Raw genomic sequence first — 17586 nt, forward strand, 5'->3', positions numbered from 1 at the left:
ATCCCAAACCTATAACGCACACGGTTTCTTTGGTTTACTTTTGTCCGTGCACCGCTGTTGGTGCCATTAAATACATTGTAATATGGACGAAAAAATCAAAGACCAAGAAGTCCTTTTGGTCAAGGATCAGAAGGGCGAAAATCTCAAAGCCGTCACAGGAACGGACGAGAAAGGCGGACTGAAAACCGTTCCGCCCACCGCCGAGCATGAACAGAGTTTCCTGAAGTTCGACAAGCACGGCAATGCGCTGGAAAACTTCCTTTCCAATTTCATGCGACAATTCAAGCACCCCACACCGCTGCATTTCTTCAAAGTACCTTTTGAGAGTGCCGTAGCCAGTGCCCGCGTACTCTCGGAGATGCTCAAAGCACCGGATGTCCCATCCAATAAGGAGATGCTGAACTCCGCCCGTGTCAATCCTTCGGACTATGCAGGAGAGCAGAAACAGTCCTTCCAAGGCATTAACCCCGATAAGGTGAGATGGGATCAGTTCGAGCAGATGGGCGTAAGCCGTGAAAGTCTGGAAAAGGCCAAGCATCTTGATGACCTGCTTCAATACCGCAAGACTCCGCTTGTTCCCATCAGCATCAAAATCGGGGAGGTCTCCCTCTACACCGATGCCCGTCTTTCCCTGAAAGCCTCCGGAGACGGTATGTTTATCCCCGTCGTCCACGCCATTCGCAAGGAACCACAGTTGGAACGCGAGTTCTTCGGGCATACCTTCACCGACGAGGACAAGAAAGCCCTCAGAGAAACGGGCAACCTCGGTCGTACCGTGGAGCTGACCTTCCCCGGCAAAGATGAGCCGACCCGCAGTTTCGTAAGCATCGACCGCCTGACGAACGACATCATCGCCCTGAGTGCCGACCGGGTACGCATTCCAGATGAAATCAAGGGCGTGAAGCTGAGCGATGAGCAGAAAAAGGAACTCTCGGAAGGCAAGAGTATTTATGTGGAGGGTATGATCTCCAAAACGGGCAAAATTTTCAATGCCAACCTCCAATTCAATGCCGACAAACGGTCTATTGAATTTCGTTTCGGCTCTCCCAAACAGGAACAACGCCAAAGACAATCCCCCGAAGGACAGGAACAGGCAGAGCAGAAAGAATTGCGTGTCCCCAAGAAGATGCTGGGACGCGACATCTCTCCCGAAGAGCAAGCGAAGCTCAAAGCAGGTCAGACGATCTATATGACCGGGCTTATCGACAAGAAGGGAGAGCCTTTCAATGCCTACGTGCGCCCGAACTTCGAGAAAAACAAGTTCGACTTCCTCAAATGGAATCCCGACAAGTCCCAAACCAAAGAGGTAACTCCCGACAATGCTTCCCGCACACAGGTCGCCGTCAATTCCGAAGGCAAGACAAACGAGGCTACCAAGCACGTGAAAGAGCCGCTCAAACAGGGACAGACAGAACCTACCGCCCGGCAAGAGCAGAAGGAAGAAGAGAAGAAGCGTTCCAAGGGAATGAAAATGTAATCCGCCACCACTAACATCCAAAAAGTAAGAACAAATGAAAGTCATCATAGCAGAAAAGCCGAGCGTCGCTCGTGAAATCGCCCGTGTCGTTCGGGCAACCAACAAGAAAGAGGGTTATATCGAAGGAGGCGGCTATGCCGTCACGTGGGCATTGGGACATCTGATAACGGCAGCCATGCCCGAAGCCTACGGCATCAAGGGTTTCCACAAAGAAAACCTGCCGATTCTTCCTCCCGTCTTTACCCTTATTCCCCGCCAAATCAAAGAGGGTAAAGGCTATAAAGCCGACGCTGCAGCAGTCGCCCAACTCAAAATCATCGAAAAACTCTTCCGAGCGTGCGAAGGCATTATCGTAGCCACCGATGCAGGAAGGGAGGGTGAGTTAATCTTCAGGTTCATCTACGAGTATCTCGGCATTGCCAAACCCTTCGACCGTCTATGGATCAGCTCGCTTACGGACAAAGCCATCAAAGAGGGGCTTGCCCGTCTGCAAAGCGGCGCGACGTATGACAACCTCTATTATTCCGCCCGTGCCCGCAGCGAAGCCGACTGGCTGGTGGGCATCAATGCCACACAAGCCATATCCATTGCCGCAGGGCGAGGCACTTACTCCTTGGGCAGGGTACAGACCTCGACGCTTTGTATGGTCTGCTCCCGTTTCTTGGAGAACAAGAAGTTCGAGCCACAGTCATTCTGGCAACTCAGCCTTGCAGTGAAGGAAGGTGATGAGAGCTTCCGCTTCTCCTCCGCTGACCGCTGGTTCGATAAGACAGAAGCCACCGCCCTGTACGAGAAACTCAAACAGGCTCCTTATGCCACTGTAGAGACAGTTGTGCGCAAGGAAACCAAACAGGAGCCACCGCTTCTGTATGATTTGACAACCCTGCAGAAAGAAGCGAACAGCCGATACGGATACACGGCAGAACAGACCCTTTCCTTGGCTCAGAAACTCTACGAAAAAGCATACATTACCTACCCACGCACGGGCAGCCGCCATATCCCCGAAGATGTATTTGCCGAAATTCCAGCTTTGATAGCATTTTTGCACGACCACCCCGTCTGGGGTGTCCATGCCCGCCAACTGACCGAACTGAACGCACATTCGGTGGACGGCAAGAAAGTGACCGACCACCACGCCCTGCTCATCACGGGCAAGAAGCCGATAGATGCGTTTGGAGAGGAAGCGGTCATCTACAATATGATTGCGGGGCGTATGCTGGAAGCCTTCTCCGCCCGGTGCGAGAAAGACGTTACCACCGTAACCGCCTTGTGCGAGGGCATGAAGTTCATGCTCAAAGGGGAAATCATCAGGCAGGAAGGCTGGCGGAGCATCCTTAAAAACGAGAAAGGAAAGGACAAGGAACAGCTCGAAGCCGAAGAGCGGGAAAGCAGTGAGAACGGTGAGGGTGTCCTCATTCCGGAATGGAACGAAGGTATTCAACTTGCCATTTCCGCCTGTTCGCTGGCACAAGGGACGACCAAGCCCAAACCGCTGCACACGGAAAGTTCGCTGTTAGCTGCTATGGAGACGGCAGGTAAGGAGTTGGAGGACGAGGAACTGCGTGCACAGCTCAAGGATTGCGGCATCGGCACGCCTGCTACCCGTGCCGCCATCATCGAAACCCTCTTTGCACGCGAGTACATGGTGCGCCAAAAGAAGTCGCTCGTTCCCACGGAGAAAGGACTTGCCGTCTATTCCATCGTCAAGGAGATGAAAATCGGCAATGCAGAGATGACCGGACAGTGGGAAGCGGACTTGGCGAAAATCGAACGGGGAGAGTTGAAAGAGCGGGACTTCCGCAAAGGCATCGAAAGCTATGCCACACAGATTACCGACGAACTCCTCTCCTCCAAAATCCTCTTTCCCAAGAAGCAGAGCGACATCCATTGCCCCAAATGCGGCAAAGGGTCATTGGTCTTCTATCCCCGATGTGCCAAATGCTCGGATGCCGATTGCGGTCTGACGCTTTTCCGCAGCGTGGCAGGCAAGAGCCTGACGGACGAGCAACTGACGCAGTTGGCGGTAAACGGAGAGACAGGCATCATCAAGGGCTTTACCTCCAAAGCGGGCAAAAGCTTCGAGGCTTCGCTCTCCTTGGATGGAGAGTTCAAGACGGTATTTGTCTTTCCCGAACGCAAGAAAACGGGCAAATCCCGAAGGTAAATCCCCGTAATTTGCTAATTTTGCCACTGAATGACGCGGTCATAAACAATCATCTTGTTTTTACTGCGGATTTTAGTGGTGGCACTCGGCGGGGACGTCGAGTGCCTTTGCATTATATACCTCACTAAAATCATTCAAAATGACAGCCATTCATTTTTCATACTACGAGCTTTCCCTGCTCTCTTTTCTTCGGGAAAGCCATCCCGGAAAAGCCGATGACATTCCTTTTGTCAAAGAACGTGCGGCAGCCGCTTCCGAAGCCTATGCCGAAGCCTTCAATGCCGGTCTTCCCTTAGCCGAATGTATCGGCATTGCCAATAAGACGCTATATGCAGGTCTGCACTTCTCCCGTCACGATACCATCTCTTCCGTGCTTTGGAACGAGTTCTCCGCCGAAGTGCCGCTTGAAGCGGTCAGGGAGACCGCCATCCGCCTGCGTCCGCTCTTGGAAGCAATCTTCGCCAAGTATCCGATTTCGGACGAGTTCGCCTATACGCCCGAATACAACTCCCTCTATACGGAGCTTACGGGCTTTGTCCAACTAAAACTCGAAGAAGATGGCACACTATAACAAAAAGGAGCACCTAAGGGCGAATATAGAAGCCATCAAGACGCTCTTTGCCCTGCATCGGGAACAGCGCACGGCAACGGAGGAGGAAATGGAGGTGTTGCGGGCTTATACGGGCTTCGGAGCTTTGAAGTGTATTCTTTCACCGGCAAACTCGATGGAGGACATCGCCCGATGGAACAAGTCGGAGTTGGAGCTTTTCCCCTTGGTGATGGAGCTGCATCGCACCATTCGGGACAACACCGCATCAGAGTCGCAATACAGAAGCTATATGCAGAGTCTGAAGAACTCCGTGATGACCGCTTTCTATACTCCTGCGCCCGTAGTGCGGGAGATTGCCGCTTCCTTACAGGAGGCAGGCATCGTCCCCAAGCGAATCCTTGACCCCTCGGCGGGGATGGGCGAGTTCATCCGCTCTTTTGACGGCATTGCAGCCGAAGGGCATACGACCTTCGGTTTTGAGAAAGACATCCTTACGGGACAGATGCTCTCCGCCCTGCATCCCGAAGACAAGATACGCATCCGGGGCTTCGAGGAAATCGAATCCAAGCTCAACGGTTCCTTCGATGTGGTCAGCAGCAACATCCCTTTCGGAGATGTAGCCGTCTTCGACCCTGTTTTCAGCAAGACGGACGAACCAGCCCGAAAGGTCGCCCGCACGTCCCTGCACAATTACTTTTTCGTCAAGGGGGTAGATATGCTCCGTGAGGGTGGTGTGCTGGCATTCATCACCTCGCAAGGAGTTATGAACGCCCCGACGAACGAGTCTGTACGGGAGTGGCTGATGAGCCATACCCGCCTTATTTCGGCAGTTCGTCTGCCCAACAATCTCTTCTCAGAGAATGCGGGAACGGAAGTGGGTAGTGACCTTATCGTCCTGCAAAAGCAGAGCGAAAAGACAAGTCTGACCGAAGAGGAACAGCGTTTCATCAAGAGCGAGAAACGCCCCAGTGGAGTGCTGTTCAACACCTATCTGCGAAGCATGTCGCAAATCGTGCACACCGAGTGGAAGCAGGATACCGACCCTTACGGCAAGCCTGCCATTCTGTTCCATCACGAGGGCGGAGCGGAAGGCATCGCCACCGATATGGGTAAAATCCTGCGGGCAGATTTAGCCAAACGCTTGGACGAGGCATTGTACCAAAAGCATATCTCCATTCAGGAGCAGCCCAAAGTTGCCGTTTCCGTTCCTCCCGAAGTCAAGCAGGAAGAGCCTACGCTTACGCTAGCCGCTTCGACAGAGGAGCAACCACACAAAGAGGTGGTGCAACCGAGAGAGGAACAGCCTGTGGAGCATCCCCGAAGCAGTGTCACCCCGCAGGTACAACTGCTCGACCTTTTCGGCAATGTTATCCCGGAGGAAAAGCCCAAACGAAAAACCGCCACTGTGAAACGTGCTGTGGTTTCTACTCCTTCTCCCACTATCGAAATAAAGCCACAAGAAACTGCTATGAGGTTACGGGACACGAACGAGCTGTGGTGGCAGCAGGACAAGGAGAAAGGGATGCAGCAGCGTCCCTATGAGGGAGTATGGCACGAACACCTCAAAGAGGGCTCTCTGCTTGCCTCGGACTTTCAGGTCGGAATGCTTGTCCGTGATATGGAGGACAACCGAATGTTCCAGCCCATAGACCTCCCGTCCCAAGAGCGACAGAAAATGTTGCTCTACATAGACTTGCGGGATGCTTACCACGCACTCTATGATTATGAAGCGGAACGCAAGGTGGCGAATGAATCCTTGCGACAGAACCTCAATGAACTGTACGACCGTTTCGTGCGGCAGTACGGGTATCTGAACGACCGCAAGAACCACGAGCAGATCCTGATGGATGCCGGTGGCAGGGAAATCCTTTTCTTGGAACGGAAGGTGGATAAAGAAACGCTCAAAGCCGATATTTTCCGTCAGCCCGTTTCGTTCAGCCTGCACGAGGTGACAGAGGTGAGCAATGCCCAAGAGGCTCTCTCAGCTTCACTCAACAAATTCGGATCGGTGGACACCGAGTATATGCTCTCTTTGCTCCCCGACACCTCCGAGGAAGAAATGCTCTCCGAGTTACACGGAAAGATTTACTACAATCCCATGGAGGGAGAATATGAAATTGCCGAGAAATTCATATCGGGCAATGTGGTTGCCGCTTCGGAGCGTATCGGACAATATCTCTTGGAGCACCCGGAGGACACAAGGGCGCAAGCCTCCTTGCAGGCACTGCAAGATGCCATCCCCGAACCGATTCCTTTTGTGGACTTGGATTTCAATTTCGGGGAACGATGGATTCCCGTAAATCTCTACTCAGACTATGCCTCGCACCTCTTCGACACGGAGGTGACGATACGCTACAATTCAAGTGCGGACGAATACTCCGTGGAAGCACGGATGCACAATGCCAATATCTGGGACAGGTTCTGTGTACGGGGACAGCATCGTCGCTACGACGGCATTGCCCTGATGAAGCACGCCCTGCTGAATACGACGCCCGACATCACCAAGAAAATCATGGTCGGTGACAAGGAGGTCAAGGTACGGGACACCGAAGCCATACAGATGGCGAATGCTAAAATCGACGAGATACGAAACGGATTCACCGATTGGCTGAACGAGCAGAGCGATGAGTTCAAGCAGCGGTTGGAGAAACTCTACAATGACACCTTTAATTGCTTTGTCCGTCCCCAATACGACGGCTCTCACCAGACATTCCCCGACCTCAATCTGAAAGGCTTGGGCATCGAAAGCCTGTACGACAGCCAGAAAGACGCCGTGTGGATGTTGAAGCTCAACGGAGGGGGAATTTGCGATCATCAGGTGGGAGCCGGAAAGACGCTTATCATGTGCACCGCTGCTTATGAGATGAAGCGGCTCGGCTTGGCAAACAAGCCGATGATACTTGCTCTCAAAGCCAACGTGCAGGAGATAGCACAGACTTTCCAAACGGCTTACCCGAATGCCAAGTTGCTCTATCCGGGCAAGAACGATTTTACGCCCGACAAGCGGCAGCGGATTTTCCACGACATCAAGAACAACAACTGGGACTGCATTGTCCTCACGCACGACCAGTTCGGTATGATACCGCAGTCGGACGAGATACAGCAGAAAATCCTTCAGGACGAGCTGGACAGCGTGGAAGAGAACTTGGAAGTATTGCGTCAGCAAGGACGCAGCATCTCCCGTGCGATGGAGAAAGGGCTTGTCAAGCGGCAGATGAACTTACGGGCAAAACTGGACGAAATCAAGTTCAAGATAGAGAACCGCAAGGACGATATAGTGGATTTCAAGACAATGGGTATAGACCACCTTTTCGTGGACGAGTCGCATACGTTCAAGAATCTGATGTTCAACACCCGCCACGACCGTGTGGCAGGATTGGGCAACAGCGATGGCAGCCAAAGAGCCTTGAATATGCTCTTTGCTATCCGAACCATTCAGGAGCGGACGGGGAAAGACTTGGGAGCCACTTTCCTTTCGGGTACGACCATCAGTAACTCACTCACGGAGTTGTACCTGCTGTTCAAGTACCTGCGTCCCCAAGCCCTAGAAGCACAGAACATCAAGACCTTTGATGCGTGGGCTGCCATCTTCGCCAAGAAGTCGGTGGACTATGAATTCTCTGTCACCAATGAAATCGTGCAGAAGGAGCGTTTCCGCTATTTCATCAAAGTGCCGGAATTGGCGGCGTTCTATGCCCAGATAACGGACTATCGTACGGCAAAGGACATCGGTATTGACCGCCCCGAAAAGAATGAGATTATGCACAATATACCGCCCACTCCCGAACAGGAAGAGTTCATCGCCAAGTTGGTGGAGTTTGCCAAGACGGGTAATGCGGAATTATTGGGACGAGAGAAACTTTCCGAACGGGAGGAGAAAGCCAAGATGCTCATTGCCACAGATATGGCGAGGAAGATGAGCTTGGATTTGAGGCTCATTGATCCGAACAGGTACGGAGATCATGTGGATAACAAGGCTTCCCACTGTGCCACCAAGATTGCGGAGTACTACCAGAAGTTCAATGAGCAAAAAGGAACGCAGTTTGTGTTCAGCGACCTCGGCACTTATAAGCCCGGTGAATGGAATCCTTACAGCGAAATCAAACGAAAGTTGGTGGAAGATCACGGCATTCCTGCTCAGGAGATACGCTTCATTCAGGAAGCCAAGACCGACAAGGCACGAAAGACGCTCATTGCAGGCATGAACGAGGGAACAATACGCGTACTGTTCGGTTCCACCTCCATGCTCGGCACGGGCGTGAACGCCCAGAAACGTGCCGTGGCCATCCATCATCTGGACACGCCGTGGCGTCCTTCCGACTTGGAGCAGAGGGACGGCAGAGCCGTGCGTAAGGGCAATGAGGTTGCCAAGTTCCATGCGGACAACAAGGTGGATGTCATCATCTATGCGGTGGAGAAGTCGCTCGACAGCTATAAATTTAACCTGTTGCACAATAAGCAACTCTTTATCGAACAGTTGAAAAACAACCGTATGGGCAGCCGTACCATCGACGAGGGAAGCATGGACGAGAAATCGGGAATGAATTTTTCCGAATATGTAGCCATCCTCTCGGGGAATACCGACTTGCTGGAAAAGGCGAAATTGGAGAAGAAGATTGCCGGGTTGGAGAGTGAGAGACAGGCGTTCATTCGCAGTAAGTCATCCTCCCGAAGCCGATTGGACGAAGTCGTGCGGACGGTGGACGGCAACAAGGAACTGATTGCCCGTTTCCAAAGTGACTGGGATTTGTACCAAAGCCGTGTGCAGAAAGACAAGGAGGGAAACACACTCAATCCGATAACGCTCAAAGGGGTGGAAGGAAGCGACCCGAAACGCATTGCTGCCAAACTCACGGAAATCAACGAGAAAGCCTGCACACGGGGAGAGTATTTCAATATCGGAACACTCTACGGATTTAACCTCGTGGTCAAGACGGAGTCTTCCTCCAAAGACCTTTTCGACCTTTCGCAGAACAAGTTCTTCGTGATGGGCGAAAGTGGAATGAAGTACAGTTACAACAACGGGAGGATTGCGGCAGACCCGCAACTCGCTTGTATGAACTTCCTGAACGCCTTGGAGAAGATACCAGGCTTGATTGAGAAGTTTAAGGCGGATACGGAAAAGATAGCCAAGGATATTCCCGTTTTGCAGGAGGTAGTAAACGGCTCATGGAAAAAGGAAGAGCAGCTCAAAGACCTCAAAACGGAACTTGCCGCCCTTGACCGCAAGATACAGCTCTCCCTAAAGCCCATTGAGCAGGGAGATAGTCCGCAAGAGGAAGTGGAAATGATGCAGGATGGCGAAGGAGCGAGGGAAGAAATGGAACGGTCTCGTCCGATTGAGTCGACTGTCACCGCTCCCTCCGTCAGCACCTCCGTGGCTCAAACCGACAGACCGTTGGAAAGCAACGGGCAGAGTAGCTCAGCTACACAGCCCTCGATGGACGGACTGCCGCCGTCTTTGGCGGAAAAGGTGTTCGTTGTCAGACCAAAAATATAATGTACATCCTAAGAAACCATATCAACCCTAATTATAGGATTGATATGGTTTCTTGCCCTTGAATTAAGAGCATATAGTTTTAGGGGATATTACCTTTGTTAATATTTGTCTTTATTGTTTGTTTTGATGTAATTTCAACAGATTCTGTAGGTGCTGAAGGTATTCGCTCTTTTTCTCTCCTTCTTTCATGAAGAAATGAATATATTCCCATAGAGCGCTAATTCCAACAATAATATTGGAATTCATAAGATCCTTAGATTCTACATCAGTATTAATACAGACATTGTCAAAATCTGCCAATTTATACAACAAATCCACATCTGTCTGCATCTTATTTCTACCAAAGAAAAAGGCATCCTCACAAATAGATATATGATTTTTTGCCAATGTAGTCACATCTTTTTTTATTCGATCCAAAATAATTTTATAATTATTTATTTGCTTTATCTGATTTTGCAGACAGTATTCCTCTTCTTCTGATATTTTATTGCTATGATTCTCTATTCCGATAGCTTGGAGCAATTCCACTTTTTCAGTAGGTATATAACCTCTAATCGTATTAGGCGACACATAAAAAATATCACCTTCATTTAGGTTTTCACAAACCAAGTTTTTTTCATTATCGCAAATATGAAATATACAATATTCTATCGTAGGTATTCCTATTGACCTTATCTGTTTGTGAATATCTTGACTATGGATATACATGTCATCCTTGGTAGATCTGATACATCTTTTTATAATAGGATTCTTATATTCATTGGGATGAATACAAAGAATTCCATCAAATTTATAGACATTCCAATGACCTCCGTTGGCAATAAATTTCATATTATCCATATTTTGAAATTTCTTTTAGTTGCAAAGTTACAGAAATCAAGACTAAAGGAATAATATGTCTAATGCAAATTCCATCTTTGTCATCAAAATTGGTATAATCTCTAAAACAACAAGATGAGAAGAATTTATGTCTGTTTGGGTACTCTCTTCCTCTTGCGTTTGAGGTTCTCCGTAAAATGGGCTTTCATAAAGGCAAGGATTTCCGATTCCAAATACCACGTCTTGTGGTAAACGATGTGGAAAGGAAGCGTACCCGATGCCCGATAACGTTGCAGGGTACGCTTGCTGATTTGGAGCATCAGGCAGACCTCTTGGTTATCCAGCAGAGGTTCTCCGTCTATCATCGGACGTTGGGGGATGTCGGGAGCCGTCTGCTTCAAGTCATCAAAACGCTTCATGATGCGTTCCATCCATTCAAGGAAAGTCGCTCTATCCAATAGTTCCATCCTTTACCCTCCTGCTTTTAAGTTCGAAGTTATGCCGTAGCTCTTTCAGGTTCTGAGGATTGCAGTACAGGCTCTTGCTTCGTATCGCCTCCTCGATGTCATGCAGGGCGTAGTAGCAACGTCCGTAGATCATCTTGTAGCTGATTCTGTCCGCACTGCGCATACGCTGAAGGGTACGCTTGCTGATACCGAGTATATCGGCTAACTCATCATTGGTAACAAGGCGGTTCTCATACTCCGTCTTTGCCTTTTCCTCTTTCTCCACATACCGGAGGATTTTTTCTATTTTGCCCATCAATTCGTGGTAGGCTTTGCTTTCGATTGTTATGACATCCATGACGCTTTGAATTTGATTATACTGCAAAGTTCGGGAGTTAAAACCGTCCGGATTGTATGCTAAATATGTACTGAATAGAGATTTTTCTGTCTGCTTCCAAAAGTCATACGACAAAAGTATCCATATCGAAGCCACAAGTACGCAGTAAAGAGAATGATGGTTTTGAATACTTACTCCGTAAGTACATTTGCACAAAGTGTAACATTAAAACGGACAAGAATATGGAAGTAATAACAATCGAGAAGAAAACGTATGAAGCCATGATGGAGCGTTTCCGCATTTTGACCGCCAAAGTCGATGCCCTGTGTCGGGAGTGTGACGAAAAGCGTATGGGCAGGTGGCTGGACAATCAGGATGTCTGCCAAATCCTGAACATCAGTTTGCGTACCCTGCAAACCTACCGCAGCAACCGGATGCTGCCCTATACGCAAATAGGGTATAAGATGTTCTACAAGCCGGAGGATGTCGGGAAACTGCTCGAACAATCCTCCGCTTTATGACCAATGAATAGTATCACCGCTAAATCCGATGTAAAATATGGACAACGATGTAAAGACCAAGAACAACGAAGAGATTGCGCACTTTCTCAACGCGAGCGACCGCATGATAAAGGGAATAGATGTCCTGCGGAAAAAGAACAGACCTCTGCTTAACGGGCATCGCTATCTGACGGACGATGAACTGTCCCGCCTGTTGCATATCAACCGGCGCACGTTGCAAGATTATCGCAACATGGGAAGAATCTCCTTTATCAAGTTAGGCGGAAAGGTGCTCTACCGGGAAGAAGATGTGGAAAAACTGTTGCAGGAGAATTATCGCCCTCGGTTTGAGAAGCCTTGACAGAGAAACAGGCAGTAAGACAAGAGTTTCTTACTGCCTGTTCTCATATTCAGTTGTACCATCCGCCTTTGGTATAGCACACGAGTAGCGGAGGAGCTGTTCTCTTCTTTTCGGTCAGTCTTCCGATTATCCATTGACGGAAACTATTTGCCTGTGGAGAGGCAAAACGAAATGACAGCATCGTTATCATTTCAAGATTGTATAAATCCACCGAACCATCCCTAAACAATAGCGTTTGCATCACCTCATCTTCTCTGAGTAAGCCCTCTTTGAAGATAGACTTGATGTGGCTGTTTATCTTACCGGAGAATACGCCGAACAAATCGGCTATTTCACAAGCCGACATCCAAACGGGAGCTGTCGGGATATATACTTTTCCGTTCTCTCCAATGGTTATGATTTCTCTTTTCATCGTTCGTCCTCCTTTTATATAGTGATACCATTGAACTGCTCTATCTTACTCAGTTTGTCGGAGAGTGCCGCCATGTCCCGACTTTCCTTTTCGTGGGTGATTTTGGCGTAAATCTGCGTGGTGCGGATATTCGTGTGTCCGAGCATTTTGGAAAGGGTTTCGATGGGAACGCCATTGGTCAGGCAGATTTCCGTCGCCATAGTATGGCGGCTGGTATGCCACGTAATCTCTTTTTCGATACCGCAGAGTCCGATGATTTTCTTGATGTTCTTACAAGCAGTTATATACGTCGGAACGGGAAGAAGCAAGTTGTCTTTTGCCATACCATCGTATTTATCGATAATCTGCTTCGGAATATCCAAGAGCATGATGTTGGATTCCACACCCGTCTTTTGTCGCTTGGTCATAATCCAGAGTTTCCCGTCAAAGGAAGTTTGAAGGTTGTCCTTGGTCAGGTTCTTCATATCTGTAAAGGACAAGCCTGTAAAGCAACAGAAAACATACAAATCCCGAGCAAGTTCCATTGACTTGCGTCGGAATTTCAAGTCCAACAGCCTGCGGATTTCATCCTTAGTCAGATAGTCCCTATCAGTACTCTCGGCGGATATGCTGTAATCCACAAATGGGTCACGGACTATCCATCCGTGGTTCTGGGCAATGGTAATCATACGGCGCAGGGGCATCATGTAAATCCATACCGTGTTGTTACAGCATTGTTTTTCGGTGCGAAGAAAGATATCAAAGTCGGTAATGAAAGCCGGAGTGAGTTCTTTCAAAGCAATGTCGCTGACACGGTAGCGGGTCTTGATGAACTCCTCCAGATGCTTATAGACAGTGCAATACTTGTGGTAGGTGGATTGGCTTCGCAAGCCTGCATCGACCTGTTTGAAAAAGTCCTCATTGTGCTGGGCAAAGACTTTCAGCAAGGTTTCATGCCGCATTTCCAAGCCCAAGAAAGCGTTCTTCACTTTCTCGGCAGTGACATAGTTATCCCGCTCGGCTATCTCCTTGTATTTGGCATTGATACCGACACGTATCTTGTCCAAGAAACGGTTGGTTTCCAAGGCTACGGTACTTTTGCCCGAAGCTCGGTTGCTCTTGATGTCCCACAAGTCGGGATGGATGTCGCATTTGCAACTGAACTGGGCTATCGTACCGTCAATGGTGATACGACACATCACGGGAACGGAACCGTTCTTCTTGGGGGCGTTCTTTTTGAGGTAGAACAGAACCTTAAACGTACTACGCATAACTCTGACTTTTTACGGTTTACAAAACTATTCATTGTCAGGTTATTTGTTGCTATGCAAAACATTGTCGTTCAATGGTAAAGAAACAATCTGCAATTTATTTGCCTATTTCTTTTCATCGACGTACCTTTGCAGGAGGTAATCCCCGAAGTTCAGGTCGGATTTTACACTGTTCGTTACCGCTTTTCCCAATCCTCACTTGCAAAGGAGGTGGTAATGTTTTGGTAACGCTGCTCTGTCCGAAGTTGGTATAACCCCGTCTTTTCGAGGTTTTGCGTCGAAAGGCTCAAAAAACAGAACCGACTGACTCACAAATCATTCACGCTGTTTCGCCTTTTCTTGAACCTTGAGGATAGATTTTTCACAAAAAAATAACATAAATAAATCTTAAAAATGCTTTTTTGCAATAATTCCATCCATATATTTACTAATTATAATTATAAATGTGGAAAAGAAAAAATAAGGAGATAAGTGCAAGGTGTTCTTTAATTTATTTATCTAAATTTATTTTGCTGCTTGTTCAGCAAAACAATAACAATTTCAGACCGATAAAAGAACGATTTGCAAACGTGCGAAAAACGCAGCGCATTCTTCGCACGTTTGCCCTGCATTTGTGCGAAGATTGAAACGCATTCTTCGCTAAAATGGAAACCGATTTTTTATCCATTGATTTTCAATGATTTACGGATGGATGACAGAATAAAGAATTTTATGTTTTCATTTTCGATACTTGGCAATTATCAATATTTATAAATTCAATTCCATTATCGGAATATTCTATTTTAAAATGTGTACTTCGTCCTTTATGCAATCGTTTGCATACAAATTGATTTAAATCGTGCAACGGTGCAAGAGGCTTTATTTAAATTATTATTATCTTTGAACAAAAATAACTAACCATACTCTATGAATTTACAGTTTATTATAGATTATCAGACCTATTACGGTCAGGACCTTATCCTGAACATCATAACGGGTCAGCATTTGGGAGAAACTGATTTTTCTCAATACAGAATGCACACTCACGATGGCAGCCATTGGTTTGTGGAACTTAATAAAGATGTAAAGCCGGGTACGCAGATTGATTACTTTTACAGCATCAATCGGGGCGATTACGAGGAGAGACGCGAGTGGGGAGTATGCCCCCACCGTATTGTCTTCGACGCCGACCGTGGCTTGAACTACAAGGTTTTCGACCATTGGAGAGACATTCCTGAAGATGCGTATCTCTACACCTCTGCCATTACCGACTGCGTGATGGGCAAGAAGGTGGGAAAATCATTCCTCCACAGCTATCGAAAAACGGTTTGCCTGAAGGTTCAGGCTCCGCAGCTGGGCGTTGGCGACAGGCTTTGCGCCGTAGGTGCCGACCCGATGTTCGGTGCGTGGAAGCCGAACAAGGCGATGGCTCTGGTTCAGCAGAACATCAACGAATGGGTTGTTGAGTTCGATGCAGGCAAACTGGCAGGTAATAAACTGGAATTCAAGTTCTTCATCGACAACGACAACAAGGAATACACGCCCGTTTGGGAATACAGCGAAAACCGTACTATCGAAATTCCGGAGATGGGCGACGGCGACGTAGTTGTCTACGAGCTTGCACAGGCCAGCTTCCCCGTACCTCCGGTCCGCGTTGCCGGCACATTGGTTCCGGTGTTCTCGCTGCGTTCCAACGACAGCTTCGGCATCGGCGACTTCGGCGATATGAAGAAGATGGTGGACTGGGTAAGCCACACGAACCAGCGATTGCTGCAGATTCTTCCTATCAACGACACCACCACCACGCACACGTGGACAGACTCCTATCCATACAGCTGCATTTCCATCTTCGCACTCCATCCACAGTACGTGGACCTTACTGCGCTGCCGGCATTGGACGACAAGGCACAGGCAGAGAAATTCGAGGCTCTGCGCAAGGAACTCAATGCGCTTCCTCAGATAGACTACGAGCGTGTGAACAATGCAAAGACGGAATACCTGCACCTGCTCTACGAACAGGAAGGCAAGAATACAGTTGCAAGCAACGAATACAAGGCATTCTTCCTCGAGAACGAGAGTTGGCTGGTGCCTTATGCGCAGTATTGCTATTTCCGCGAACAGTACGGAACGGCCGACTTCTCGCAGTGGCCCGACCATAAGCAATGGGACGAGGCCGACCGTAAGGCACTTACTTCTGCCCGAAACAAGGCTTATAAGGACGTAGAGTTCTACTATTATGTGCAGTTCGTGCTGAGCAGTCAGCTCAAGGCAGTCCACGAATACGCCACAGCGAAGAATGTAATCCTCAAGGGCGATATTCCAATCGGCGTGAACCGTTACGGTTGCGACGTATGGACGGAGCCCCGCTACTTCAACCTCAACGGACAGGCAGGTGCACCGCCCGATGATTTCTCCGTGAACGGTCAGAACTGGGGCTTCCCCACCTACAACTGGGATGCAATGATTGCCGACGGCTGCAAGTGGTGGATCCGCCGTTTCCAGAATATGGCGAACTATTTCGACGCTTACCGTATCGACCACGTGCTCGGCTTCTTCCGTATCTGGGAGATTCCAGTGCATTCGGTTCACGGCCTGTTGGGGCAGTTTGCGCCGTCGCTCGGTATGTCGCGCGAGGAAATTGAGGGCTACGGACTGCATTGGCAGGAAGAATTCTTCACGGAACCGTTCATTGCCGACTGGGTGCTCGACCGTATATTCCGTGAGCACGCCGACGAAGTGCGTGAGAAATATCTCGAAAAGACTTGGGGCGACCGTTGGAAGATGCGCCCTGAATACGATACGCAGCGCAAAGTGGAAGCAGCTTTCGCAGGCAGGGATTCTGAAGTGGACAAGTGGATCCGTGAGGGTCTCTACGCTCTGATAAGCGATGTGCTCTTCGTCCGCGACCATAAGGACCCGAATCGTTTCCACCCACGCATCACGGTTCAGTTCGCCTTCATCTACGAGAGTCTCTACGACAGCGACAAGGCCGTGTTCAACAGGCTTTACAACGACTACTTCTACCGCCGCAACAATCAGTTCTGGTATCAGGAAGCGATGAAGAAACTGCCTAAACTGGTAAACGCAACACGTATGCTGGTGTGCGCCGAGGACTTGGGTATGGTGCCCGACTGCGTGGAATGGGTTATGAACGAACTGCGTGTTCTCAGTCTTGAGATTCAGAGTATGCCGAAAGACCCGAAGGTGCGCTTCGGACATTTGGGTTCCAACCCATACAGAAGTGTCAGCACAATCTCCACGCACGATATGGCAACGCTCCGTCAGTGGTGGGATGAGGACTGGGCACGCACTCAGGACTACTTCAACAGTATGCTGCACCGCGGCGGTCCGGCTCCGCATCCGCTTCCGGGATGGTTGGCGCGCGACGTTGTAAGCCATCATCTTACCTCTCCGAGTATGCTCTGCATCCTTGGAATACAGGACTGGATGAGCATCGACGAGAATCTCCGTCTGGCAGATGCCGACGCAGAGCGCATCAATGTCCCGGCAAATCCGAAGCACTACTGGCGTTACCGTATGCACGTAAGCATTGAGGATCTGATGAAGAACGAGGAGTTCAATGCAAACGTAATGGATTTGGTAAGCCAGTCTGCACGCAGGTAATTATCATCTTCTTTCCCTCTCTCCGTGAATGAGGAAAGAGTGGAGGCGCAACCGTGCTGTTATGCCTCCATTCTTCCCCGAATCGGAGAAGAGGGAATAATCGTATATATATTAAAGGTAAAAGATGGCAGACCGATTAAAACATTCTCTGTTTTTTCCGTCTATGA

Annotated in this window: 12 protein-coding genes; 7 read left to right on the forward strand and 5 right to left on the reverse strand. The window is 49.1% G+C overall.

Annotated elements, in window-relative coordinates; genetic code table 11:
• The first annotated feature begins 82 nt into the window (after positions 1–82).
• From P150_RS0109300 to P150_RS0109315, 4 genes are all read left to right on the forward strand, one after another.
• Positions 83–1477, forward strand: a complete 1395-nt coding sequence (locus P150_RS0109300; RefSeq protein WP_028897448.1) for a DUF3945 domain-containing protein — start codon at positions 83–85, stop codon at positions 1475–1477.
• 34 nt (positions 1478–1511) lie between these two features.
• On the forward strand, positions 1512–3641 hold the full coding sequence (locus tag P150_RS0109305; protein WP_028897449.1) for a type IA DNA topoisomerase: 2130 nt from the start codon (positions 1512–1514) through the stop codon (positions 3639–3641).
• Positions 3642–3780: 139 nt separating this feature from the next.
• Positions 3781–4212 carry a DUF1896 family protein gene (locus tag P150_RS0109310; protein ID WP_028897450.1) on the forward strand — a complete coding sequence of 144 codons (432 nt, stop codon included), beginning with the start codon at positions 3781–3783 and terminating at the stop codon, positions 4210–4212.
• On the forward strand, positions 4199–9691 hold the full coding sequence (locus tag P150_RS0109315; RefSeq protein ID WP_028897451.1) for a helicase-related protein: 5493 nt from the start codon (positions 4199–4201) through the stop codon (positions 9689–9691). The genes P150_RS0109310 and P150_RS0109315 overlap by 14 nt, the downstream gene beginning before the upstream one ends.
• A 111-nt stretch (positions 9692–9802) precedes the next feature.
• Here P150_RS0109315 and P150_RS0109320 read toward each other — a convergent pair whose 3' ends face one another.
• From P150_RS0109320 to P150_RS0109330, 3 genes are all read right to left on the reverse strand, one after another.
• Positions 9803–10531: a hypothetical protein gene (locus P150_RS0109320; RefSeq protein WP_028897452.1), complete on the reverse strand. Its 729-nt coding sequence runs from the start codon at positions 10529–10531 to the stop codon at positions 9803–9805.
• A gap of 125 nt (positions 10532–10656) precedes the next feature.
• The gene (locus tag P150_RS0109325) at positions 10657–10977 is read right to left on the reverse strand and encodes a helix-turn-helix domain-containing protein (protein ID WP_028897453.1); all 321 of its coding nucleotides are present in this window, start codon (positions 10975–10977) and stop codon (positions 10657–10659) included.
• Positions 10961–11314 carry a helix-turn-helix domain-containing protein gene (locus tag P150_RS0109330; RefSeq protein WP_028897454.1) on the reverse strand — a complete coding sequence of 118 codons (354 nt, stop codon included), beginning with the start codon at positions 11312–11314 and terminating at the stop codon, positions 10961–10963. The genes P150_RS0109325 and P150_RS0109330 overlap by 17 nt, the downstream gene beginning before the upstream one ends.
• Before the next feature lie 221 nt (positions 11315–11535).
• Here P150_RS0109330 and P150_RS0109335 point away from each other — a divergent pair, with 221 nt between their 5' ends.
• Entirely contained in the window at positions 11536–11814 is a 279-nt protein-coding gene (locus P150_RS0109335; protein ID WP_008564112.1) for a helix-turn-helix domain-containing protein, read from the forward strand.
• A gap of 37 nt (positions 11815–11851) precedes the next feature.
• Positions 11852–12154 (forward strand): helix-turn-helix domain-containing protein, encoded by a 303-nt coding sequence (locus P150_RS0109340; RefSeq protein WP_004341615.1) that lies wholly within the window; start codon positions 11852–11854, stop codon positions 12152–12154.
• A 49-nt stretch (positions 12155–12203) separates the two neighbouring features.
• Here the strand turns inward: P150_RS0109340 and P150_RS0109345 are convergent, their stop codons facing one another.
• Positions 12204–12566, reverse strand: coding sequence for a hypothetical protein (locus P150_RS0109345; RefSeq protein ID WP_028897455.1), 363 nt, complete (start codon positions 12564–12566; stop codon positions 12204–12206).
• Between the two features lie 14 nt (positions 12567–12580).
• Positions 12581–13816: a site-specific integrase gene (locus P150_RS0109350; protein WP_028897456.1), complete on the reverse strand. Its 1236-nt coding sequence runs from the start codon at positions 13814–13816 to the stop codon at positions 12581–12583.
• Between the two features lie 906 nt (positions 13817–14722).
• Between P150_RS0109350 and P150_RS0109355 the strand changes: the two genes are divergently transcribed.
• On the forward strand, positions 14723–17419 hold the full coding sequence (locus P150_RS0109355) for a 4-alpha-glucanotransferase (protein ID WP_028897457.1): 2697 nt from the start codon (positions 14723–14725) through the stop codon (positions 17417–17419).
• Positions 17420–17586: the final 167 nt, after the last annotated feature.

It is taken from the genome of Prevotella sp. HUN102 (genome assembly GCF_000688375.1).
Lineage (GTDB): Bacteria > Bacteroidota > Bacteroidia > Bacteroidales > Bacteroidaceae > Prevotella.

What these genes read in the sequence shown, in the direction of transcription:
- P150_RS0109300 (WP_028897448.1), top strand. Translation starts at nt 83, where the DNA reads ATGGACGAAAAAATCAAAGACCAAGAAGTCCTTTTGGTCAAGGATCAG.
- P150_RS0109305 (WP_028897449.1), top strand. Translation starts at nt 1,512, where the DNA reads ATGAAAGTCATCATAGCAGAAAAGCCGAGCGTCGCTCGTGAAATCGCC.
- P150_RS0109310 (WP_028897450.1), top strand. Translation starts at nt 3,781, where the DNA reads ATGACAGCCATTCATTTTTCATACTACGAGCTTTCCCTGCTCTCTTTT.
- P150_RS0109315 (WP_028897451.1), top strand. Translation starts at nt 4,199, where the DNA reads ATGGCACACTATAACAAAAAGGAGCACCTAAGGGCGAATATAGAAGCC.
- P150_RS0109320 (WP_028897452.1), bottom strand. Translation starts at nt 10,531, where the DNA reads ATGGATAATATGAAATTTATTGCCAACGGAGGTCATTGGAATGTCTAT.
- P150_RS0109325 (WP_028897453.1), bottom strand. Translation starts at nt 10,977, where the DNA reads ATGGAACTATTGGATAGAGCGACTTTCCTTGAATGGATGGAACGCATC.
- P150_RS0109330 (WP_028897454.1), bottom strand. Translation starts at nt 11,314, where the DNA reads ATGGATGTCATAACAATCGAAAGCAAAGCCTACCACGAATTGATGGGC.
- P150_RS0109335 (WP_008564112.1), top strand. Translation starts at nt 11,536, where the DNA reads ATGGAAGTAATAACAATCGAGAAGAAAACGTATGAAGCCATGATGGAG.
- P150_RS0109340 (WP_004341615.1), top strand. Translation starts at nt 11,852, where the DNA reads ATGGACAACGATGTAAAGACCAAGAACAACGAAGAGATTGCGCACTTT.
- P150_RS0109345 (WP_028897455.1), bottom strand. Translation starts at nt 12,566, where the DNA reads ATGAAAAGAGAAATCATAACCATTGGAGAGAACGGAAAAGTATATATC.
- P150_RS0109350 (WP_028897456.1), bottom strand. Translation starts at nt 13,816, where the DNA reads ATGCGTAGTACGTTTAAGGTTCTGTTCTACCTCAAAAAGAACGCCCCC.
- P150_RS0109355 (WP_028897457.1), top strand. Translation starts at nt 14,723, where the DNA reads ATGAATTTACAGTTTATTATAGATTATCAGACCTATTACGGTCAGGAC.